The 24,080-nt window shown below is 45.2% G+C and carries 19 protein-coding genes and 1 pseudogene; 15 read left to right on the top strand and 5 right to left on the bottom strand.

Annotated elements, in window-relative coordinates; all coding sequences use genetic code 11:
• Window positions 1-156: 156 nt before the first annotated feature.
• The 6 genes from hutC (at window position 157) to ACVA54_RS06430 (ending at window position 7,583) form a co-directional block, all read left to right on the top strand.
• Window positions 157-864 carry a histidine utilization repressor gene (hutC, locus tag ACVA54_RS06455; RefSeq protein ID WP_119463313.1) on the top strand — a complete coding sequence of 236 codons (708 nt, stop codon included), beginning with the start codon at window positions 157-159 and terminating at the stop codon, window positions 862-864.
• A gap of 119 nt (window positions 865-983) precedes the next feature.
• Window positions 984-2,249 carry an imidazolonepropionase gene (gene hutI, locus ACVA54_RS06450; RefSeq protein ID WP_446649469.1) on the top strand — a complete coding sequence of 422 codons (1,266 nt, stop codon included), beginning with the start codon at window positions 984-986 and terminating at the stop codon, window positions 2,247-2,249.
• A complete protein-coding gene (gene hutG / locus ACVA54_RS06445; protein WP_119463315.1) occupies window positions 2,236-3,249 on the top strand; it encodes a formimidoylglutamase in 1,014 nt (337 codons plus the stop codon). The genes hutI and hutG overlap by 14 nt, the downstream gene beginning before the upstream one ends.
• Before the next feature lie 112 nt (window positions 3,250-3,361).
• On the top strand, window positions 3,362-5,059 hold the full coding sequence (gene hutU, locus ACVA54_RS06440) for a urocanate hydratase (RefSeq protein ID WP_099078762.1): 1,698 nt from the start codon (window positions 3,362-3,364) through the stop codon (window positions 5,057-5,059).
• An 11-nt stretch (window positions 5,060-5,070) separates the two neighbouring features.
• Entirely contained in the window at window positions 5,071-6,606 is a 1,536-nt protein-coding gene (hutH, locus tag ACVA54_RS06435; RefSeq protein ID WP_446608672.1) for a histidine ammonia-lyase, read from the top strand.
• Window positions 6,607-6,857: 251 nt separating this feature from the next.
• The gene (locus tag ACVA54_RS06430; protein ID WP_099078760.1) at window positions 6,858-7,583 is read left to right on the top strand and encodes a DUF3581 domain-containing protein; all 726 of its coding nucleotides are present in this window, start codon (window positions 6,858-6,860) and stop codon (window positions 7,581-7,583) included.
• 80 nt (window positions 7,584-7,663) lie between these two features.
• Here the strand turns inward: ACVA54_RS06430 and ACVA54_RS06425 are convergent, their stop codons facing one another.
• Window positions 7,664-8,125 (bottom strand): methyltransferase family protein, encoded by a 462-nt coding sequence (locus ACVA54_RS06425; protein WP_446640669.1) that lies wholly within the window; start codon window positions 8,123-8,125, stop codon window positions 7,664-7,666.
• 36 nt (window positions 8,126-8,161) lie between these two features.
• Window positions 8,162-11,197: a D-2-hydroxyglutarate dehydrogenase YdiJ gene (ydiJ, locus tag ACVA54_RS06420; protein ID WP_099078758.1), complete on the bottom strand. Its 3,036-nt coding sequence runs from the start codon at window positions 11,195-11,197 to the stop codon at window positions 8,162-8,164.
• Window positions 11,198-11,444: 247 nt separating this feature from the next.
• On the opposite strand from ydiJ, the gene ACVA54_RS06415 reads away from it, so the two are divergent.
• From ACVA54_RS06415 to ACVA54_RS06385, 7 genes are all read left to right on the top strand, one after another.
• Window positions 11,445-12,125 carry a DUF3334 family protein gene (locus tag ACVA54_RS06415; RefSeq protein ID WP_099078757.1) on the top strand — a complete coding sequence of 227 codons (681 nt, stop codon included), beginning with the start codon at window positions 11,445-11,447 and terminating at the stop codon, window positions 12,123-12,125.
• 154 nt (window positions 12,126-12,279) lie between these two features.
• On the top strand, window positions 12,280-12,969 hold the full coding sequence (locus ACVA54_RS06410; RefSeq protein ID WP_099078756.1) for a DUF2786 domain-containing protein: 690 nt from the start codon (window positions 12,280-12,282) through the stop codon (window positions 12,967-12,969).
• A gap of 129 nt (window positions 12,970-13,098) precedes the next feature.
• Window positions 13,099-13,758 carry an OmpA family protein gene (locus tag ACVA54_RS06405; RefSeq protein WP_409119914.1) on the top strand — a complete coding sequence of 220 codons (660 nt, stop codon included), beginning with the start codon at window positions 13,099-13,101 and terminating at the stop codon, window positions 13,756-13,758.
• A gap of 76 nt (window positions 13,759-13,834) precedes the next feature.
• Entirely contained in the window at window positions 13,835-14,815 is a 981-nt protein-coding gene (locus ACVA54_RS06400; RefSeq protein ID WP_099078754.1) for a molecular chaperone DnaJ, read from the top strand.
• Window positions 14,816-14,992: 177 nt separating this feature from the next.
• Entirely contained in the window at window positions 14,993-15,178 is a 186-nt protein-coding gene (locus ACVA54_RS06395; protein WP_172438083.1) for a hypothetical protein, read from the top strand.
• A gap of 413 nt (window positions 15,179-15,591) precedes the next feature.
• The gene (locus tag ACVA54_RS06390; RefSeq protein ID WP_099078752.1) at window positions 15,592-15,984 is read left to right on the top strand and encodes a SulA-like leucine-rich domain-containing protein; all 393 of its coding nucleotides are present in this window, start codon (window positions 15,592-15,594) and stop codon (window positions 15,982-15,984) included.
• A 203-nt stretch (window positions 15,985-16,187) separates the two neighbouring features.
• A complete protein-coding gene (locus ACVA54_RS06385) occupies window positions 16,188-17,291 on the top strand; it encodes a phosphoribosylaminoimidazolesuccinocarboxamide synthase (protein ID WP_119463321.1) in 1,104 nt (367 codons plus the stop codon).
• A gap of 89 nt (window positions 17,292-17,380) precedes the next feature.
• Here the strand turns inward: ACVA54_RS06385 and ACVA54_RS06380 are convergent, their stop codons facing one another.
• The 3 genes and pseudogenes from ACVA54_RS06380 to ACVA54_RS06370 form a co-directional block, all read right to left on the bottom strand.
• Window positions 17,381-17,758 carry a transporter gene (locus ACVA54_RS06380; RefSeq protein ID WP_099078750.1) on the bottom strand — a complete coding sequence of 126 codons (378 nt, stop codon included), beginning with the start codon at window positions 17,756-17,758 and terminating at the stop codon, window positions 17,381-17,383.
• 289 nt (window positions 17,759-18,047) lie between these two features.
• Window positions 18,048-18,496 (bottom strand): annotated as a pseudogene (locus ACVA54_RS06375) (phospholipase A); the annotation flags it as partial.
• Between the two features lie 114 nt (window positions 18,497-18,610).
• Window positions 18,611-20,965, bottom strand: a complete 2,355-nt coding sequence (locus ACVA54_RS06370) for a helicase-related protein (protein WP_446642250.1) — start codon at window positions 20,963-20,965, stop codon at window positions 18,611-18,613.
• A 364-nt stretch (window positions 20,966-21,329) separates the two neighbouring features.
• Here ACVA54_RS06370 and ACVA54_RS06365 point away from each other — a divergent pair, with 364 nt between their 5' ends.
• Both ACVA54_RS06365 and ACVA54_RS06360 read left to right on the top strand, forming a co-directional pair.
• Entirely contained in the window at window positions 21,330-23,018 is a 1,689-nt protein-coding gene (locus ACVA54_RS06365) for an NAD-dependent malic enzyme (protein ID WP_446580079.1), read from the top strand.
• 166 nt (window positions 23,019-23,184) lie between these two features.
• Window positions 23,185-23,934, top strand: coding sequence for a SanA/YdcF family protein (locus ACVA54_RS06360; RefSeq protein ID WP_099078747.1), 750 nt, complete (start codon window positions 23,185-23,187; stop codon window positions 23,932-23,934).
• Window positions 23,935-24,080: the final 146 nt, after the last annotated feature.

Raw genomic sequence — 24,080 nt, 5'->3', positions numbered from 1 at the left:
ATGAATATCTGTTTACACAACAGATACAGCTCCTGCAAGTAATAGACTCCAGGAATGCGGACTAATTCCTTTTATCAACTCACAAATAGCTTCCACTGCTTGCAATTTGTCCATGGATTGCGCACCATTTGTATAGTCAATTAAAAGGAAATAAACATGGCTGCCCCACTCTACATGCAAATCAAACAGTTTATCGTCGATAAGATTGAGTCCAGAGAGTGGGTTCCTGGGCATCGTATCGCAACAGAAATCGAACTGACGGAACAGTTTGGTGTGAGCCGTATGACGGTCAACAAAGCGATTCGCGATTTAGTGAATGAAGGTAGGCTTCAACGCCGCCCTCGTCTTGGCACATTCGTTTGCGAGCCGGCCGAAAAATCAGAATCCCCTCTATTAGATATCCGTAATATCGCTGAAGAAGTCCAAAGTCGCGGGCGAACTCATCACAGTGAAGTCATTCAGCAAATATCGATAAAAGCCGATGACGCCATCGCCATCAAACTTGGCGTGATGCTTGGTACGACGGTGTTTTATAGCAAGATCATACACTTTGAAGACAACACGCCAATCCAACTTGAACTGCGCTGGGTCAATAGCCAATACGCACCAAACTATCTCAGTCAAGATTTCACTTGCATCACGCCAAACCAGTACCTTTCTGATAATTGCCCACTCAGTGCTATTGAACATACCGTAGAAGCCATTGTGCCTGATGGACGCATCAAACAGGACCTAAATATGCAAACCAACGAACCGTGCTTATTACTTAACCGTCGCACTTGGAGCCAAGATAAGCTTGTGAGTACTGCACAGCTTTACCATCCAGGCAACAAGTACAAATTAAGCTCTAAGATCCTGCTGTAAACTAGGCGTTACTTCTTCGTTTTGATCACATTTCAGCAACATTACTCTTGCCAGTGATGATTTTTTCTCCTATTTATTTGTATATACATTTAAACTAGCAAAAAATGGGATGAGTTGAAATGGATTTGCTGATTGAAAATGCCCGCCTAGTGACCATGCAAGAAGGAGAGCAAGGATACTTACCTACTCTCATTGCTCGTGTCGGTATTCGGTCAGGAAAAATTGTCGCGATCAGCACCACTGGACAAGGTAAAGACAACGAACATAACGAATCCCTTCTGGCTCCAGACCAATATAATCAAGCCATTGACCTTCAAGGCAAACTGTTGATGCCGGGAATGATTGATTGTCACACCCACCTCATTTATGCCGGGAATCGTGCTAACGAGTTCGAAATGCGCCTTAACGGCGTACCTTATGAAGACATCGCAAAGCAGGGCGGCGGTATTCTGTCCACCGTTCATGCAACCCGCAAAGCAACAGAAGAACAACTCATCGAACTTGCACTACCACGCCTTGATGGCCTACTTGCAAGCGGTGTGACTTCTATCGAAGTGAAATCCGGTTATGGATTAACACTGCAAGACGAAATCAAAATGCTGCGTGCGGCGAAAGCTCTTGAGCAACAGCGCAAAGTAAAAATCACCACGACACTGCTTGCCGCTCATGCGCTTCCTGCAGAATACAAATACCGTGCTGACGATTATATCCAACACATTTGTGACGACATCATTCCTCTCGCCGCTGAAGAAAAGCTCGCCACCAGCGTGGATGTGTTTTGTGAGTCAATTGGATTCAATTTAGCGCAAACCGAGCGTGTCTTTCAGGCAGCAAAGCAATACGGCTTGAGTGTTAAAGGCCACACCGAGCAACTATCAAATATGGGCGGGACAGCACTGACAGCACAATACAACGGCCTATCCGCAGACCACATTGAGTACCTCGATGAGCAAGGTGTGATTGCGCTTTCGAAATCTGACACCATCGCGACCTTACTGCCTGGAGCTTTCTACTTCTTGCGTGAAACCCAGTTACCACCCATTGAGTTGCTGAGACAACATCAAGTCCCCATGGCAATCGCCACAGACATTAACCCCGGCACCTCTCCATTTGCAGATTTAACGTTAATGATGAACATGGCATGCACCCTCTTCCAGTTAACCCCGCAAGAGGCGTTACGTGGTGTGACTCAAAACGCAGCGAAGGCATTAGGTTATGGAGGGTCTCGTGGCGTGATTAAGGTTGGCTTTGATGCAGACTTCTCTATTTGGGATATCGATCACCCTGCGGATCTAAGCTATCAGGTCGGCGCAAAACGCCTGATAGGTCGTATAGTAAATGGTGACTATGTCTCCCACAAAGGACTGCAACATGTCTCAATCTGAGCAAAACACCCCGCTTTTCCACTGGCAAGGCCGCCATGATGCTGAAGACGGCGAGCTTGGCCTACGTGTTCACCATGTCATTAAGCATAAATCCACTGATGAGTTAGTAAACGTGAGCCAAGGAGTCTCCATTCTTGGTTTTGCAACTGATGCAGGTGTAGCGAGAAACAAAGGTCGCATCGGTGCAAAAAAATCGCCAGATTTGATCCGCCGAGCGTTAGCCAATTTAGCATGGCACCAGCAAGCACAACTTTATGATTTGGGTACGGTAGTCTGCGATGACGATTTTCTTGAAAGCAGCCAAACTCAATGCGCCGAAACAGTAGCAAAAGCATTACCGCACACACCAGTTATCGTGCTAGGCGGTGGACATGAAATTGCGTGGGCGTCTTTCTCTGGATTGGCAAAATACTTCAAAACTCATCACCCAGCGAAGGAACCTAAGATTGGTATTATCAATTTCGATGCCCACTTTGACCTACGCGCTTTTGAAAGTTCAATCGCGGACGTAAAACCAAGCTCAGGGACGCCTTTCAATCAAATCCATCACTTCTGTCAACGTAACGATTGGACATTCCACTACGCCTGCATTGGCGTCAGTCGCAGCAGCAATACAAAGGCGCTGTTCCAAAAAGCGGATGACCTGAATGTTTGGTATGTAGAAGATAAGCAACTCTGCTACATGAACCACAGCTACCACCTGACTCAGCTGCAACACTTTATCGATGACTGCGATTACCTTTATCTGACGATTGATTTGGATGTCTTTCCTGCAGCGACCGCTCCGGGCGTGAGTGCTCCAGCGGCAAGAGGCGTCAGTTATGACATCATTTCGCCGTTTCTCGACCGAATCCTGCATTACAAAAATAAACTGATGCTGGCAGACATTGCTGAGTACAACCCCACTTATGATGTCGATAGCCAAACGGCTCGATTAGCCGCCCGCTTATGCTGGGACATCGCCAATGCCATGGCAGAGAAAAAGCATAAGCCTAACTAACCGAAACCAATAACAATTAACTCGAATAAGACCCAATTCAAATTGCACTTTATTCGAGTAGAAATAACCAAGCACAGACTTGGTATGAACGTAAAACTAAAGGAGTCTTAAAATGACACTGCGCCAGGGACAAGATCCACGACTTGATACAAGTAGAACAATTCGTGCTCCACGCGGTAATGAGCTGCGCGCGAAATCTTGGCTTACAGAAGCCCCACTTCGTATGCTGATGAACAACCTCGACCCAGATGTCGCCGAGCATCCCCACTCACTTGTGGTATACGGTGGTATCGGCCGTGCAGCACGAAATTGGGAATGCTTCGATAAGATTGTGGAAGTGTTAGAAAGACTCGACGATGACCAAACGCTTTTAGTCCAATCAGGCAAACCAGTCGGCGTTTTCCCGACTCATAAAAATGCGCCACGCGTCTTGATTGCGAACTCAAACCTTGTACCACATTGGGCCAATTGGGAGCACTTCAATGCGCTCGATAAAGAAGGCTTGATGATGTACGGACAAATGACCGCAGGTAGCTGGATTTACATCGGCTCACAAGGCATTGTCCAAGGTACTTACGAAACCTTTGTCTCGGTCGCGAAAAAGCACTTTAACGGTGACGCAAAAGGCCGATGGATCCTGACTGGTGGTCTTGGTGGCATGGGTGGAGCTCAGCCTCTAGCAGGTACAATGGCGGGCTTTTCTATGATTGCTGTTGAGTGTGACGAGTCACGCATCGATTACCGCCTACGCACAGGCTACGTCGACAAGAAAGCCACATCGCTAGATGAAGCGCTAGCGATGATCAAAGAGTCCGACACGCCTATTTCTGTCGGTCTACTAGGTAACGCAGCAGACATCTTCCCAGAGCTTGTGGAACGTAACATCACGCCAGACGTAGTAACAGACCAAACCTCTGCGCACGATCCATTGAACGGCTACTTGCCTCAAGGTTGGAGCATGTCTCACGCAGCAGAAATGCGCTTGCGAGACGAAGCGGCCGTGGTTAAAGCTGCGAAACAATCAATGGCAGTGCAAGTTCAAGCCATGCTAGAGCTGCAAAACCGCGGCGCTGCAACACTGGATTACGGTAACAACATTCGTCAAATGGCCTTGGAAGAAGGCGTCGACAATGCGTTTGATTTCCCTGGTTTCGTACCAGCTTATATTCGCCCTCTGTTCTGTGAAGGCATTGGACCATTCCGTTGGGCAGCGCTGTCTGGCGATCCAGAGGACATCTATAAAACCGATCAGAAAGTAAAAGAGCTGATCCCGGATAACCCTCACCTACACAACTGGCTAGACATGGCACGTGAACGCATTCAGTTCCAAGGTCTGCCTGCGCGCATCTGTTGGGTGGGCCTGAAAGACCGTGAACGCCTTGGCCAAGCCTTCAATGAAATGGTGAAAAACGGTGAACTTAAAGCGCCGGTTGTTATTGGCCGTGACCACTTAGATTCAGGCTCGGTAGCCAGCCCGAATCGCGAAACCGAAGGCATGATGGATGGATCTGATGCAATCTCGGATTGGCCACTACTCAATGCCCTATTAAACACCGCGGGTGGTGCAACTTGGGTATCGCTTCACCATGGTGGCGGCGTTGGTATGGGCTTCTCTCAACATTCAGGTATGGTGATTTGTTGTGACGGCAGTGATGAAGCGTCTGAGCGCATTGCTCGCGTACTTCACAATGACCCAGCGACGGGTGTTATGCGTCATGCCGATGCTGGTTATGATATAGCAAAACAGTGTGCAGCCGAGCAAAAACTGGATTTGCCAATGCTCAATGAAGAACTGAAAAAGCTGAAGTAAGGATAAAAGACATGCTCAATTTAACGCTAAAACCAGGCCATATTAGCTTAAACTTACTGCGTCAGGTGAGCCGCTCACCTGTTAACCTTACGCTCGACCCACAAGCCATTCCAGCCATTGAGGAAAGTACGAAAGTTGTCGAACGTGTGATTGCAGACGATCGCACCGTTTACGGCATCAATACGGGTTTCGGTCTACTCGCGAACACACGCATTGCTCCAGAAGATTTAGAAACATTGCAACGCAGTATTGTACTTTCACACGCTGCTGGTATCGGTAAATTCATGTCAGACGAAACCGTTCGTTTGATGATGGTACTGAAGATCAACAGCCTTGCGCGTGGCTTCTCTGGCTTGCGTTTGAAAGTTATTAACATGCTCATTGACCTAGTGAACGCGCAAGTTTACCCATGTGTGCCACAAAAAGGCTCAGTAGGCGCATCGGGTGACTTGGCTCCTTTGGCTCACATGAGTACTGTTCTACTCGGTGAAGGCCAAGCACGTCACAATGGCAAAGTCATTTCAGGTCTAGAAGCTCTGCAAATTGCAGGTCTTGAACCAATCACACTCGCTCCTAAAGAAGGTCTTGCCTTGCTTAATGGTACTCAAGCGTCAACGGCGTTTGCACTAGAAGGCCTGTTCATCGCTGAAGACCTGTTCTCATCCGCTACCGTTTGTGGCGCCATGTCTGTAGAAGCAGCATTAGGCAGTCGTCGACCATTCGACCCACGTATCCATCGCGTTCGTGGCCATCGCAGTCAAATGGATGCGGCATTGGCGTATCGACATATGCTAGGATCGACCAGCGAGATTGGTGAATCCCACACCAACTGTGAGAAAGTGCAAGACCCATATTCACTGCGCTGTCAGCCTCAAGTAATGGGCGCGTGTTTACAGCAAATTCGAAATGCAGCCGACATTCTACAAGTGGAAGCAAACTCAGTATCAGATAACCCATTGGTGTTTGCGGAAGACGATGACATCATCTCCGGTGGTAACTTCCATGCCGAGCCAGTTGCTATGGCGGCGGATAACCTTGCGCTAGCCATTGCGGAGATTGGTAGCTTATCGGAGCGCCGTATGGCACTGCTGATCGACAGTGCTCTGTCGAAGCTCCCGCCATTCTTGGTCGACAACGGCGGTGTAAACTCGGGCTTTATGATTGCGCAGGTGACATCGGCGGCGCTTGCGAGTGAGAATAAAACACTAGCTCACCCAGCTTCGGTTGATAGTTTACCAACATCAGCTAACCAAGAAGATCACGTATCAATGGCCACCTTTGCCGCTCGTCGTTTGAAAGAGATGGGTGAAAACACGCGTGGCATCTTGGCAGTAGAGTACTTGTCGGCCGCCCAAGGATTGGATTTCCGTGCACCAAACAAATCCTCTGAGCGTATTGAGGTTGCAAAGCAAATGCTGCGTGAGAAAGTGTCGTTCTACGATAAAGACCGTTACTTCGCACCAGACATTGAGCAAGCCAATGCGTTACTTAAACTAGCACTTCACAATGCATTTATGCCTGAGCAATTGCTACCTAGCTTGCGCTAAGCAACATTCATTCTTTTTCTAATCTAAGGGCTCCATCATGGAGCCTTTATTCTATTTATCCCCATTAAGCCGCGCAGGAAATAGTAAATCAATGAATTATTGCCATACTGAATAAACACAAGCAGAGACACATGCTTTAGTATTTTATTTCACTGCGTTATCGTTTCATTGTTAAGGTGTCACTGGATGGACCATTGTCACTAAGATATTCGCATATAATCCCTGACAGTTTTGGTTACTATCTAAAAATTATGTTTCTAACACCTTATTATTCACACACTAATCACCAGTTTCAATTCACCCGTGAACAAGCAAGCCATTTTGCTAAACGTGTTGCCGGTGATTACAACCCTATCCATGATGAAGACAATAAGCGCTTTTGTGTCCCAGGAGACCTACTTTTCGCGGTTCTTCTCAGCAAAGAAGGCGTCAGTCAGAAGATGCGTTTCAATTTCTCAGGCATGGTGAGTGCGGGCATTGCACTGCATATTGAAAATAAGTGTGAAAAAGAAAGTACTGTGGTGGATGAGACTGGTAAAGAATACTTGCTCATGTCGCGCGAAGGCGATACCAATCACGACCCTGCATTCATTGAACATGTAGTAACTAACTATGTTCAATTTTCTGGTATGAACTTCCCACACATCATGGTTCCTCTGATGAAAGAGAAACAAATGATGATCAACTGCCAACGTCCATTGGTGATTTATGAGAGCATGGAAGTCGAATTCAGCCGACTTGATCTCACAAACCCTGAAGTGGCCTTTACTGGTGCTACATTTGATGTTGAAGGAAAGCGTGGTGTCGTAACGCTGAACTTTGCATTTAAGCAAGACGGCAATGTGGTTGGGACAGGCATTAAACGTATGGTGGCGACAGGACTTAAACCCTACGATCAAGAAGCAGTAGATGATCTAGTACAGCGCTTCCAAGAACGCAAAGACGCTTTTTTAGCAAAGTTCACTAAAGCAGCCTAAGCCCCCTGTAGGCCTATTGAATAAAAAAGAAAGCCCAACCATTTGTTGGGCTCTCTTTGCTCTGTTTCGCTATTCCACGTTTAAATCCAGCGACGAACCTGATTCTTATAATCGACGTAATCTTCGCCAAATAGCCTTTCTAACGCGCGCTCTTCGGGTTTAATTTGGAACCGATTCATATAAGCCACAAACAAAGCGCCGCAAAGTATTACACTTAAATGTTGCCACCAAAGACCCAATGCAATAATAATCAATAGTAATCCAAAGTACATCGGGTTTCGAGTGTAGGCAAAAACACCCGTATTAACCACCGATGACGCCGATTCAGGCTTGATGGGGTTCACCGTCGTTTTTGCTTTACGGAACTCATAAATACCCGCAGCAGCGACAAAAACCGCAATGCCAGTTAAACCCGCAGAAACAACTTTGACAAAAGGCACCGTAATTAATAGCGCTGGCGATATCTCTTTTAACCAATACATCAATAATACAACCGCTAAAAACACAGCCACAGGTGGTACTTTAAGCTCAAGAATTTTCAATTTTCATATCCTTATGAAAGTGTAGATTCGCTAACCCTATATAAGCGTTAGTAATGCTTGTATTGGGTGCTTAGGTTTGATGCCTTCAAAACGCTTCACCTGGCTTCGACATGAATAGCCCGTAATCAAGCATCTCTCGTTGTCGACTTTGTCCAAGTTTGGTTTCCAACTCAGGTCATAAATATCTTCCGAGATTGCAAATTTATCCACCTCATGACCGAATGTCCCCGCCATACCACAACAGCCAACAGGCACTGCCTTCAACACAGCACCAAAGTGAATAAAAATTGCGCCCCACTCTTTTTCTGCGTTTGGCATTTTGGTTTTCTCGGTGCAATGTGCGAATAAATACCAAGGCGCTTGCTCTTTTGGCTCATGCACATCGAACTCGCTCAATCTTGGGTGAAGCCATTCATGTGCAGTAAGCACATCAAACTCACCACGCTGGCAACCTAAGACCTCTGCATACTCATCACGATAGCAAAGTACCAGAGCAGGATCGACGCCAACCATTGGGATATTCAAACCTGCAACCATTTCCAGGAACTTCGCGGTATCTTGAGCGGTATTTCTAAACTGGCGCAAGAAACCTTTGATGTGCTGCGCTTTGCCGTTTGGTTTAAACGGAAGAAGTACCGGATTGATCCCTAGCTTTTTGACGAGCTTGATAAAGTCTTCCACTACCTCTGCATCGTAGTAACTGGTGAATGGATCTTGAACGATAAGTACATGCTTTTTCTTATCCTCGGATGATAACCCGCTCAAAGCTTGAAGATCATAAGCCGTGGTCAACGACTCAACGCGCTCCTTCAACGTTGGAACAGACAATAAAGGCGCATCCAGATAACCTACAGTAGAAGCGGTTAAACTTTGTACCCAAGACTGCTTCAGCATCCCATTCACCACACTTGGCGCCTTTGCCATGAAAGGCAACATCGTTTCGATGTTTGACACCAAATAATCTTTTACCGGGCGTTGGTAACGCGAGTGGTAAATATTGAGGAAGCGAGAGCGGAAGCTTGGCACGTCTACTTTTATAGGACATTGACTGGCACACGCTTTACACGCCAAACAGCCATTCATTGCTTCGTACACTTCGTGTGAGAAATCGTACTCGTGACGACGATTAATCGAATGCCGCACGCGATCGATCATGGTTTTGATGGCCGGCTTGTTTTCGAGTATCTGCTTCTCTAAATCAAGAATATCGATGCCTTGCTCAGTCAACTGGCGTAACCATTCACGTACTAAACCCGCCCGTCCTTTTGGTGAATGGCGACGATCTGCTGTTACCTTCATTGAGGGGCACATTGGCGAACTAGTGTCGTAGTTAAAGCATAAGCCGTTACCATTACACTCCATGGCCTGTTTGAAGCTATCGCGCACTTGAACGTCAATCTGACGATCAAAATAACCACGCTTTGTATCGGTCACCTTGACCAACTCTGCATCACTGTTTAATGGTGTACAGATCTTGCCTGGGTTCATTTTATTGTACGGATCGAAAGCCGCTTTGACTCTACGTAATTCGGTAAACAGCTCTTCACCAAAGAACTCGGGGCCATATTCGGAGCGGAAGCCCTTGCCGTGCTCACCCCACATCAAGCCACCATATTTTGCCACCAGCTTAACCACATCATCCGAGAGTTCATGCATCAAGGCTTCTTGATGAGGGTCACACAGGTCAAGCGCCGGACGAACATGCAATACGCCCGCATCAACATGACCAAACATGCCGTAGTTAAGCGATTTCGCATCCAGCAACTCACGAAACTCTTCAATAAAATTCGCCAGGTTTTCGGGGGGGACACACGTATCTTCCGCAAAGGCAACGGGCTTCGCGCGACCTTTCGCCGCCCCTAGTAGACCCACCGCTTTCTTACGCATGTTGTAAATACGCCCAATACTGGCGACATCACTACACACTTGGTAACCAATGATGCCGGCTTCCTCAGTTTCTAACATGGTATCCAGCTTGGCAGTCAACGCAGCGACTTGTGCCGTCACCTCTTCCTCATCCTGACCTGCGTATTCCACCATGTTAATACCCAGCATCTCTTTATTTGGTACGTCGGTGAGTAAGTCACTTACGGTGTGCCAAACAATATCTTGTTTAGCGAGATTAAGAACTTTTGAATCGACAGTTTCAACCGACAGAGCGTTCGCTTCTACCATCAATGGCGCGTTACGCAATGCAGAATCAAAGCTGTTATATTTAACGTTCACCAAGGTACGCGCTTTGGGAATAGGCGTTAAGTTGAGCTTGGCTTCAGTGATAATTGCCAGAGAACCTTCAGCGCCACATAATACGCGGGTAATATCGAAGCTATCTTTGTCTTCATCAAAGGCATTCTTTAGGTCATACCCCGTCAGAAAACGATTGAGTGGAGGGAACTTATCGTTGATCTGCTGACGCTTTTCACGACAAACCGACTCCGTCACGCGCATTGCTTCCTCTGCAAACTCACCCTTACGAGGTAAACCATGAGAGAGATCAGATTCCAAAATCGATCCATCTGCGAAGACCGCTTGCAGTGAGAGAACATGATCAGAGGTTTTACCGTATTTTAGGGAACCTTGCCCAGAAGCATCGGTATTGATCATCCCACCAATCGTTGCGCGATTACTGGTCGATAAATCTGGAGAGAAGAAATAACCGTAGGGGCGAACGGCATCGTTCAGTTGATCTTTAACAACCCCCGTTTGAACGCGAACCCAGCCTGCTTCTTTGTTTACCTCAAGAACTTTGTTCATGTGGCGAGATAAATCGATCACGATCCCTTTAGTCAGCGACTGACCGTTGGTGCCCGTGCCACCACCACGAGGAGAAAATGTAATGCGTTCGAACTCTTCGGTATTGCTTAACTTGCCGATAAGGGAAACATCTTGAGTGGTTTTAGGATGAACAACAGCCTGAGGAAGTTGTTGGTAAACACTATTATCGGTGGCTACCGCGAGACGGCTTGAGTATTGGCTTTCAATATCGCCAGTGAACCCGGATTGGTCAAGCTCTTTGAGAAAACGAAGAACAAGAGGATCGACATCCGTTTGCGAGTGTAATCTTGGTAACATTTGCTTCCTGCCCCTACTGCGCTGATCCAATCAGCCACGGGTTATATAACTAAACATCATCCGCCTGCTTCATGCCTCAGAGAGAAGCCGGGGTTGAAGAACGAATAAGGTAATATTCCTTGAATTTCGTCACTTTACAACATTTAAAAAAGCGATCAAATCAGAATCTCAATGCAAGATGCTTTATTTCTTAGGCGTTAATCGCTTACATTGAAAAGAAAATAGCATCTCACTATGAGCTTTCGGAATGAAAAAAAATAAAGTTGTCACGACTGAAGATATTCTTTTAAAACTTTGCCAGTCTGTTTCTGGCGTCCTCACGTCCGCTACGTCATCACAAGTTAACTACTCTGCAATGGTGCAAAAGATCAACAAAACCAGTTTAAAACCTGATTTTGGTTGCTTTGTATTGTTTGACGGCGGTTTCACTGGTCTGGTTGTCATTAACTTTACAGCAAAAGCAGCACTAGAGATTTACACCAACTACATGCGCAACATGGGCATGCCTGAAGAAGAATTGGCGATTTCACATACTTCCGATGAAGTGGGTAACGTACTTGGTGAACTGATGAACCAACTGGTTGGTGATTTCACCAATAAGATTCGCAAAGAACTGCAAACGAATATCACTCAAAATCAACCAAAGATGCTAGCGCTAAACAAGCAAGTCATTCTGCAAGTAGATACCAACCTAGACCGACCTCAGGCGCGCCGTGTAACGTTTTCTACCGCTGACAACAATATTTTCTACCTAGAGTTAGCGATGGACAAAACTGAGTTTATCCAACTCGAAGAGTTTGAAGTGGCAGCAGATGAATGTCCCGATGACATTCTAGAAGCTACACGCAAAAGTATGGCCGATAACGCAGCGCAGTCCACAAGCTCAAGAAATGAAGCCGATGATCTGCTCGACCAATTAGGCCTGTAAGTTCCCCATCATCACAAGCTACTTTTGAGCCCCTACCACTAGGGGCTTTATTTACTCTCCCCCCTCTTTCTCTCTCACCTCTTGTTTCGCTTTTGAAGCAAAAAAGGTAATATAGCCGACTTCATAAATTTTTTGTTCTCGTTACTGGTCGCCGATGAATAAACAAAAAGCCCTGAAAAAAATCGCCAAGTGTTTAGAGTTGGGTAATTCTGCCAACGTGAATGAGGCTGCTAACGCCATTAAAATGGCCCACAGCCTCATGCTCAAATATGGATTAGATAAAGACGATATTGAGTTTATCAAAATGGGGAAAACTCAATCTTCTCACCTATTGCCAGCGAATATCAGCTCTACACTACTGCGTGTGATTCGTGGTATTAACACCAAGTTTGGTGTTGAAGCCGTTTTGTTGAATCATAAAGGGCTTAAGCGCGTTGAATTTATCGGTGAAGCTGATCGCGCCATTTTTGCGGCCTTTGCTTTTGACATTATTTACCGCGAGTTGAACGAGAGCACAGGTCAGTTTCGCAACAGCTTTGCGGGTTCTGGTACCTCTTCGATGGAAGTGACCCGTCGAGTGAACTCCTTTGTATCAGGCTGGGTGGAAGGCGCGTTAGAAAAACTGCCCGTGATCTCGCCAGACGAAGAGTCTGCCAACAAAATCAACAACTACATTGATAAAGAATTTAAAAACATCGACCGTGAAACATTTAAGAAGCAGCTTAAAGAAGCGATGAAAAACCTCACCGCCGATTATGAAGTCGGACTTAAAAAAGGTCGCAGAGTATCTGTTAACCGTGGGGTTGGCGGGGAGCAAGCAAGAAGAATGTTAGAAAACAAGTAGTTCTTTCTCAATCATGAGTCAATCTGACGTTCACATAACAAATATCAATAACTATTCATCCATAATCCAACACTTATTATGAGGTGCGCCTGCGCCTCAGTTTTATACGGAGATATTCCCTTGAAAAAGATGTCTATTGCACTTGCGCTAGTGCTGGCACTTACAGGCTGTCAAGCTACTCAACGACAAAACGCAACCACAGGTGAGTACGAAACAAACTCGACGACACAAGGTGCACTGATCGGTGCAATCGCAGGTGCGGCTATCGGTTTGGCAACGGGTGACAACGCAAAAGAACGTCGCAAACACGCATTAATCGGCGCTGCAGCTGGCGGTGCAACCGGTGCGGGTGTTGGCTACTACTTCGATAAACAAGAAGCAGAACTGCGACGTGCACTACTAAACTCTGGCGTACAAGTTGAGCGTGTTGGTGAAAATCAACTGTTACTTCGCATGGAAAACGGCATTGGATTCTCATCGAGCTCTTACCAATTAGATGCAAGCATTCACAATACTCTTCGTGGCGTCGCTCGTATCCTCGTTGAGTACCCAGATACAAGCTTAGTGATTGATGGCTACACCGATAGCACGGGTAGCGACTCATACAACCAAACACTATCTGAGCGCCGTGCCGAATCAGTACGTCAGTTCCTAGTATCTCAAAACGTTGCACCTGGCCGTGCAATCGCTCGTGGTTATGGTGAACGTAACCCACTGTGTTCAAACCAAACTTCTGAAGGTCGTGCTTGCAACCGCCGTGTTGAAATCCAGATCTTGCCACTGAAGTAATTTAGTAGCACCATACCGGTAGTAACCATTATTATCGGAGCAGGTCTAGTGAAATACGCTAGACCTGACATACCCAATGTCTTTCAGAATCACGACTCTTCTCTTTGTTTCAAGTGTCTGCCTATCTAGCCTTGCCCTCGCATTCCAAAATCCGACAAAACCTGAAGCTCAGTTCGAACTCGCTCAGCAACTGGCGCTAAAACCAAACCCAGACTCCCCTTCTGATGTACGTTATTGGTTAGAACAATCCGCTTACCACGGTTATATCCCGGCGCAAAAACAATTAGCGGCAGATTACGGTCGTGGTCTCACTGGTGAAATCAATTACTCACAAGCAATTTATTGGTTCACTTCTGTCGCTTTAAATGACCCAACCGATAGTGGTTTTTTGTTGGCAGACTTTGTCCAATATCATCAAGCACAAGTATCGAAGGCTGACCTCGTCGAATCTTGGTACCAACTCGCCGCACTCAAAAACCCTCAAGCAGAAGAAGCCTATAATCAGTTTTTGGAGGATCGCTTCAATCAGCTAAGAGCCAAGCAAGTCTCAGAGATTGTTGATCTAGATAAAAAAGCCATCGTTCAAGAAGAGCAAGAACAAGTGATATCCACAACGCAACAAAAGGCTGAGTTCTTAACTATAAGGTATGCCGCTGGGACATTTTGTTTGGCTGTTTTGATCGGAGGTGGCGCATTTGGCTATCGTTGGTCTTCCAAACGAGCACACATTCATTCAGCTTCCGAAGTAGCTAAATCTCAACAGTTAGAAAATCAAGTGAATGAACTACAGTTTGCAAACAAACAACTCAAGCGACAATTTGAAAAAGTATTCAAGGAGTTTAAGCAGATAAAAGCGCAAACTGGTAACCAAAAACTGGCTGTCGCATGTGCCATGTTTGGGTACACTCCACATTCTATTCCAGACAGTAAAACAGTGAAGTTGCGCTACAGACAATTGTCCAAACTCTATCACCCTGACTCAAGAGGAAGTGAAGAAGAAATGAAGCGCCTAAATCTCGCATTTAAAACCATCTCACAAAATGTTACAAAAGAGTAAAGTTTACTTCTATATCTTTTGAATCCGAGCTCTTTTTCCCCAAAAAGAGTGGCTCGCAATCGATCTCCCTCTCAAAGAAATTAACAGTCAGTTAACTTTCAACTGTTTTATATGCAATAATAACCACGAAAAATGACACCTAACGACACATAATTAATCTAGGTGGGGAGAAAATCAATGTTCACTGAAGAAGGCACCTGCGACTGGTGTAAAAAACCAAGTTTTATTACTCGTCACGATTATTTAGATGGCAAGCACAATCACTCATGCCAAACATGCTACGACATTGCGAAAATCGATGTTCGCTTGTTTAATCTAGGTGAGATGAAAATGCGTGAGCGCATGACACCGCACGCCAATTAGACAGAGTAAATCAACGGAACTGATTTTCAAGAGCGCCTTTCTCACAAGGCGCTTTTTTGATCGTCGCGCTCTACCCCTCCCCCACGACGCTACATCTTATTTATCCTCTTAACGGCGTCTTTCCTTTCCATTTACTATCCCAGCATAGCCACATTACTTAAATGCACTGTATAGCACACTAAAAACCACTGTATATACCGTACTTAGAATGTAATTATCATCACATTTTTAAATCCATAACAGACATATCCAAAAACAACCTTAAAAATATAAACTTTAATATTCAACAGCTTAAAACCGAACATTTCAAGATTGTATAAACAAAAGTCCACTAGGTGCATAAAAAATTGGTTGATCAGACATCAAAAACAAACTACTGTATATATACACAGCATGTATAAAGGAACAGTAGGATGCAGTTACAAAGTCAATTTCATACATACTCTCGCTACAACGTATTGTCACAAGCAACACAGCCTATGGATGTGTCTGACCTGCTTCTTGCTAAGTTGGCAGTATTGTCACAGCAACAACAGTGGATCCTGTTTACTGCGGAGTGCCATCGTCCTGATTTTGAGCAACTTACTGCGTCTAACATTCGCTGTCAAAACATCATTCAGATGAAGCCTTCTCAACAGCTTTCTGAAGTGGAAATTGTGATTAAAGCGATTCAGTCTGGGAACGCCAGTGCCATTGTCGCATCGAACAATATTGCGCTGATGAATCAATCAATGCTTCGCGATATTGCCCTGCGTTATCAGTGTGAAGTCTTTTTCGTCGAAGGCAGAATAAACAAGTATCATTAATAAGATCGACGTTATTCATCCTGCATCACGCCTCCATTAAAGGAGGCTTTTTTATGCTGCAACAAATTAAGGCAAACGTTTGCTTTTTCTCTGGCGCGTAAAAATAGTTCTGGTATGATGCCCTCATTCGATTTATTCAGCGAATCATTCTCACTGAATATCTTCTCTTTATGACGTTTGATTAAGATGATAGGAATGCCGAAATGAGCCTTGCCAATCAAGTACTTGCCGTCAATGACGACCTGCCAATTCGCACCCACAAACCTGTTCATAGCGGAAAAGTTCGCTCCGTTTACTGGTTAACTGAAGAAGACAGCGCACGACTGATCAAAGAAAAAGGATACGATGTCGCTCCTGATGCCCCACTGGCAATCATGGTGATCAGTGACCGTATCTCCGCGTTTGATTGTATCTGGCATGGTGAAGGTGGGCTAAAAGGCGTTCCAGGTAAAGGCGCAGCTCTTAACGCGATTTCTAATCACTGGTTCAAATTGTTCAAAGACAACGGTCTTGCGGATAGCCATATTCTAGACATCCCTCACCCATTCGTGTGGATCGTTCAAAAAGCCAAGCCAGTTAAAATTGAAGCGATCTGCCGTAAATACATTACTGGTTCTATGTGGCGTGCTTATGCGAACGGTGAACGTGAGTTCTGCGGTATTCAACTACCGGAAGGCCTTGAGAAAGACAAAGCGTTACCTGAGCTACTAATGACACCGTCAACCAAAGGCACTCTAAAAGATATTCCTGGTGTTCCTGAAGCGGATGATGTCAACATCACTCGTCAAAACATCGTGGATAACTTTGAGGCGTTTAATTTCTCTAGTGCAGAAGACATCGCACAATACGAGAAGTTGCTTAAAGAAGGCTTCAACGTTATCAGCCATGCTCTTGAAACAATTGACCAAACGTTCGTTGATACTAAATTTGAATTTGGCTACGTACACGACGCAGCAGGGAACGAGAAACTGATTTACATGGATGAAGTGGGTACACCTGATTCATCACGTATTTGGGATACGAAAGCATACCAAGCGGGCAACATCGTGGAAAACTCGAAAGAAGGTTTCCGTCAGTTTCTGCTTAACCACTTCCCTGACCCAGACATCCTGCTGAACAAAGAACGCATGCCTGAGCGTGAAGCACTGGCTCGCGATAACGCACTGCCAGTTGCGTCTTTGCTGGACATCTCTCGCACTTACATTGGCATCGCCGAAAAGATCACAGGCCAACCAATTAAGCTAAGCGACAACCCGAAAGCTGAAATCATCGAGATTTTAAGTAAAGACTACGGACTGGTTGACTAAGCGCTCCAGTAAAGAAAACGTAACTTGCTTGGGTCTATTGACGGTATAAAAAAAGCGACCGATTTACGGTCGCTTTTTGGAGATTATCGTTAGAGCTTTAGATTCAATACATCTTGTTCTGTGGTATCTACTTTTAGTTTACTTCTAGATTCAATGTACTCAATTTGTTTTGGGTCTAACGAATAAGGCATCACTACGCGTAGTTCTTGAATCCCTTCATGCTTTGCTAGCTTAGCTAGTATCACCAAGTTGAATTCATCGCTTTGGCGTGAAGACATCGATTTCAATGCAGCATCCCAAAGGCGATCTTCAGGTTTGCTTAATTCCGCGATGTTCTGTTTCCACAATAGGCCAAAAATAGGTGCGATAGTGGCAAAAGCTTCTAAAAAGGTCCACTTTTTAGCGCCTGTTGCACCTAAAAAACTGGTGTAATCGAATTCAATGCACATCTTTCCTTGTTGTTCCATCCTATGCCTCGAAACTCTAAAAATGAGTTATACAAAATATCGTACAATTACTTTGATATAGCAATAGGATATAAAACAATAGTCTTTTATTTCCGCATTTAAATTCAAAAGGAAATATTAAAACCAACTTTGTAACAAATGATGTACAGCTTAGCTATATATATGCGTTCAATTGATTACTAATTCATACTGAAACAAAAAACGAGGTAAAATCAACAAGCCAATGAAAAGACTCTATAAATTCACCAAACGAATACCGAGTCCAATTCGGCTCTGGGAGTGGGCGTAATCGTTCTGCCGCAATGTAAAATCTATCCCAACAACGAGACAGTTTACTCGATTGACCATTCGACTCATGTCTATAACCTATTTCTAGATGGTTATATAACATCATATTTGTTTGATGGGCTAAGACCACTTGTGATTTGTAGTTAGACTCTCTGAAAGAGAAGAGATGCCAGAATGAGCAAGTTGCAAAAGAGACTTCTGAGTGTACGAGCCCATCAGAGCAGTACCTGAATTGAATCGATAAAATGGAATAGATACGAAATTTTGAAACTTGACTTCAAAATGTTGCAAAGAGTCCATTTCAGAGCCAAGTTCATTGTATGCGTTTTGATTGATGTATGAGGTGTAGGTACCTAAAACATCGTTGTCTTCATAGGTTAAAATGTGCGTTATGCTTTTTCCGTAAGCCAATACGGGACATAACAGTAGTGGAATCACTTTATACTTCATCGTTTTCGTTTTCCTTTACACCGCCCAAACTGAACGGCAATATCATTCCTTATCGCTAAGATATTGGCCATAAATTGCAAAGGAAAAAAATTAAGCAATTATCTTTCCGAACGCCTACTTCACATCAACAACTCGACTGGCTTTTTTGTATTGTACTTTCCAACCTATCCAGCGAGGCAATTCCCAGCGTTTAGGATCGCCTTTGCGTCCCCCACCACTATAAACAACATGCACCAACTTGCGCGATACAAAGTATTCCACATCCAACTTAAGCTCGGCCAAAACAAGTTTAAGCGGGAACTGCTCAGCAAAATCTTCATATTCCCAATCCGGAATACCTTCGAACGGAATATCATCCGCTTCAAACAAGCCGATATCTTCAATGCCCTCAACGCCCAATGTTTCCAACTGTTCCACTACCCAAGTAGAAAAAGACAATGCGTCTAGAGCCGTTTTATCGACTGGATATGGATTCCTTCCAAGTGTGTTATAGATTTTCCAATGTTGGATCTGCTGTTTTCTTAACGGTGCGAATCCTGGCAACAAGGTTTCATCTTCAATCATTTCAACTATCGATTGGACGGCCACTTCGCCTTGGAGTGCTTGGTATTCCGTACAGATGGTTCGCCCTGCATAAACCAAATGCATGGTGGCTCGCGGTTCGTGTTCATCATAATTGGTTTCGCCTTGCTGCCAATCACCTAACGCTAACTCACGAAGCAAATTAAGTGGTACAGGTAACATAACAGAGGCGAGATTAAGCGTTTGTTTCACCCCTCGTCCTGGTACGCTATGACTGTCTAAAACCAATGCGGCTTCGCTCTTTTCTGGAAATCGGCTATTGCGACCGACCATCATTTCCATCACACCATTGCCCAATGCATCACGTCTACGTTCTCGACGTACAAACACTAACTCCGGGTGCAGTTTAGCAATGGCTTTGATGAGTTCGTCTCGCTTGTATCGCGAAGCTACTTCAAGTTCAGGCAGTTCAAACACTTCTCGCATCTGCGTAGCTAAACCTTGAGCCTCTTCCAGCACGCTAGCATCGATGCTTACACCTGGAAGTTGTTCTCCTCGCACTAAGCGAATCATCAACGATGCATCACAACCAAAAGGTTCTTGCTGTGCCAGTGTTTCAGCTGACTCCCCACCTTGCAATTGATACATCTGAGCAGGCACAGATAATGCTGCAGCTAAGTCAATCATGGCTTCTTTTTCAGTTTTGGCGTGAATGCGCGTCACTAAATCAGCGAACAAGGCATCAATTGGTAATGGATAAACTTTTTGACCATGCTCAGTCACGTCACCATGCTCATCTATCGCTTCCATCGCTTGCAGCGTTTGGGATGCAGAAGTCAGTGACTTTTCTGGCAACATATCGAGAAATTGCAGCTTAGAAAGTTGGTAACCGCAACATGCTGCTGCAAGCATTGGCTCAACAAGCTCTTCGCGGTGAAGCTCGGGAGGCGTCACAATCTCCAGCGGCGCATGTTCACCGAATAAGCGAATGCATATCCCTTCAGCTACACGACCTGCACGGCCCATTCGTTGTGCTGCACTTGCTTTAGAAATATTGGTTAACGTGAGTGCCGTGCGCCCATTTCGTTGAACGGTTCTGCGCTCTAATCCACTATCAATGACGACTCGAATATTCGGTATCGTTAACGAGGTTTCTGCAACGTTGGTCGCCAACACGACTTTACGTTGCTTTTGGATGGTTAATGCCCTATGTCTCTCCTCATCACTGACTGACGCGTGCAGTTTGACCACCAGCACATCATCCAGACTTTGAAGCATCTGCCAACATTGAGTTATCTCTTTGCGACCCGGTAGAAAAACAAGGACATCGCCCTCTTCGTCTTCCAACACTTCTTTTACCGTTTTGACGACGTCAGTCTCGCAACCTTTCTTGTTTGGCAAGTAACGGCTATCAAGAGACCGATGTGACACTGCTACAGGGAAGCAGCGCCCCTCGGAACGCAGGCGCTTGGCGTCCAAATAGCACACCAGCTTTTCGCCCTCTAATGTGGCTGAAGTCACAATCAAGCGATGTTGTTTTTCTTGCTTTAAAATGGCGGTAAGGAGATCAGTGTCCCAGCGGCGTTCATGAAATTCGTCCACCATAACAATATCGAAGCGAGCAAGTTTATCTTCCACAAACCAACGTAAAGCGACACCAGGGGTCACAAATACGATTTGGGTATTTTCATCAAAATGAGCGTGAAGCTTGATGGCATACCCGACCTTTTTACCTAAAGACTCTCCTGATTGCTCCGCAAGAAACTCTGCTAATGACGTACACGCGATTCGACGTGGCTCAATCACCAGTATGCGACCATGATTGGCCGCCCATAACGGTAAACGCGTGGATTTACCCGAACCGGTTTCGGCTTCTACCACTAGATGATGGTGATTAATGAGTTGGTCAAATTCAGCTTGTAAAGCATCGATAGGTAATGGAGACATAAAGGTCACATCGTGATAAATAACTGCGAAGTATTATACCAACCTAGGTCGCTAATAGGTCAGATTATTACTTAGCAAATTGGCTGATGACGTCACAGAGAGGGAACAAGGTAGGCCCATTCCGCTGCTCTGTTTTATAGAGAAACCATCAGCGGATTTTGGTAAGTCGCCTGTTCTTTTGATAATCAAAGCCCATCAGTCGTATTTTAAAAAGTCACTACGCATCACTTACAGACGATATTTTCATCTACAACTGATTTTTTTTGCGACATTACGTTGATGTACATCAACGATTGTTTACAACTAAATAGTGAAGCCGTTAGAATTTTGCATGCTTCCTTCAACCCTACATTTAAGGCACCCAATGAACAACGACAAGCGCCCACTCTATATCCCATTTGCGGGTCCGGCTCTTTTGGCAACTCCACTTTTAAATAAAGGCAGCGCATTCTCTACTGAAGAACGCGGTTCATTTAACTTAGAAGGACTTCTACCTGAGACAACCGAGACCATCCAAGAACAGGTAGAACGTGCGTATCAGCAGTATAAAAGTTTCGAAAGTGACATGGACAAACACATTTACCTGCGCAATATCCAAGACACGAACGAAACCCTATTCTACCGTTTAGTGCAAAACCACATTTCAGAGATGATGCCTATCATCTATACCCCTACGGTAGGGGCGGCTTGTGAAAACTTTTCGAATATCTATCGTCGTGGACGTGGTCTGTTCATTTCTTATCCGAACCGTGATCGTATTGATGACGTGTTAAACAATGCTGCTAACCACAATGTTAAAGTTATCGTAGTGACGGATGGCGAGCGTATCTTGGGCTTGGGTGACCAAGGTATTGGCGGCATGGGCATTCCAATCGGTAAGCTATCCCTTTACACAGCATGTGGCGGGATTAGTCCTGCTTATACTCTGCCAATCGTGCTTGATGTAGGTACTAACAATCCACAGCGCTTGGCAGACCCAATGTATATGGGCTGGCGTCACCCTCGTATCACCGGGCCAGATTATGACGCGTTCGTTGATGAATTTATTCAAGCGGTGCAACGTCGTTGGCCAGATGCATTAATCCAGTTTGAAGATTTTGCACAGAAAAACGCAATGCCTTTATTGGAACGCTATAAAGATCGCATCTGTTGTTTTAACGACGATATCCAAGGTACCGCTGCTATTACTGTGGGCTCTTTGCTTGCGGCTTGTAAAGCGGCAGGTACGCAGCTTTCTGACCAACGTATTACATTCCTGGGCGCTGGCTCAGCAGGTTGCGGTATTGCGGAAGCAATCATTGCACAAATGGTATCGGAAGGTATTTCAGATAAGAAAGCACGCTCACAAGTTTACATGGTTGACCGCTGGGGTCTGCTACAAGAAGGCATGCCTAACCTTCTTGATTTCCAACAGCGTCTGGTTCAGAAGTTCGACAATACTAAGGAGTGGGAAAATGAAGGAAATGCCTTCTCACTGCTGGACGTCATTCGTAATGCCAAACCAACCGTCCTTATCGGTGTATCTGGTGCTCCGGGCTTATTTAGCCAAGAAATTATCGAAGAGATGCATAAACATTGTCAGCGTCCGATCGTATTCCCACTTTCGAACCCGACCAGTCGTGTAGAAGCGACACCAAACGACATCATCCGTTGGACAAACGGTGAAGCTCTGGTTGCAACGGGAAGTCCGTTCGAACCTGTCGTTCATGAAGGTCGCAGCTACCCTATCGCTCAATGTAACAATAGCTACATCTTCCCGGGTATTGGTCTCGGTGTACTTGCGGTAAATGCCAAACGCGTCACTGATGAAATGCTAATGGAATCTAGCCGTGCACTCGCAACGTGTTCCCCTCTAGCAATTCATGGTCAAGGCCCATTACTGCCACCACTGGAAGAGATTCACTTGGTATCGAAAAAGATTGCGTTTGCCGTGGCTAAGAAAGCGATCGAGCAAGGCGTTGCACTCGAAATTACAGATGAAGCACTAAATGATGCCATTGAGCAATCGTTCTGGCAGCCGGTTTACCGTCGCTACAAGCGTACAGCATTCTAAGTCTTGAGACGCTTTGTATAATTATTAGCCCTCGTTCTACGAGGGCTTTGTTTTTTTATGCTGTTTGATCTTATTTTAACCATATTTTGGCATAAATGAGCTTCTCAATTTTTGTGCCTATCAGATATGATGAGAAATACACATTCATTTAAGGACATCGATCGTTTTGCTGTTTTCTCGTAGGAAGTCAAAATGGAAGCTTAAATTTTCATGGAAGTGTCTGGCCTTGGTTTTGTCGATCTCTTTACTCAGTCTAGTTGTCACTGTCATTGCTATCGACCGGTGGGTGGTGCTCCAAGCAAAAGCGCAAATTTTTACGGATTATGAACAAGTTCCACAACATGAAGTTGCCGTTGTTCTGGGCACTAGCAAATACATTGGGAAGATTCTCAATATCTACTATACCCACCGCATCAATGCCGCTATCGAACTTTACCAACAAGGTAAAGTAAAGCAATTTCTGCTTAGTGGTGACAATGCTCATCGTTCTTACAACGAGCCCTGGACGATGAAACGAGATTTACTCAAAGCTGGTATTCCAGAAGAAGTGATACATCTTGACTACGCAGGGTTCCGCACATTGGACTCGATCGTCCGTGCTAAAAAGATTTTCGCCTCAGAGCGATTTCTTATCGTTACCCAGCGCTTTCATTGTGAACGCGCGCTATTTATTGCCGATGCCTACAGTATTGATGCTCAATGCCTTGCCGCTGCTGGGCCAACCACAAGCAAGCAAAAATCATCGATGCGTATACGTGAATTACTCGCAAGAGTAAAAGCCTTCCTAGACTTATACATCATGAATACGCAACCACGCTTCCTTGGCCCTCAAGTGCCCATTGTTGCGGTAGACGACATTACCGTCGATAAGAGTGCCGAAGAGCATTCCGAAGAGCGACAAATCCCTACGGAATAACAACGACCTCGAGCGTTTCTCTGCCCCTCAACAGACTCCAAAAATAAATGGGTAGTTTCCTACCCATTTCTAATTCTTAACATCACAATTTCTTATTCTTACTTTGATTAAGAACAAATTGATCTGCTCATTGCGTGTAACATCCA

The organism is Vibrio sp. PNB23_22_6 (assembly GCF_052877535.1).
This window is presented reverse-complemented; position numbering and strand designations above follow the sequence as displayed.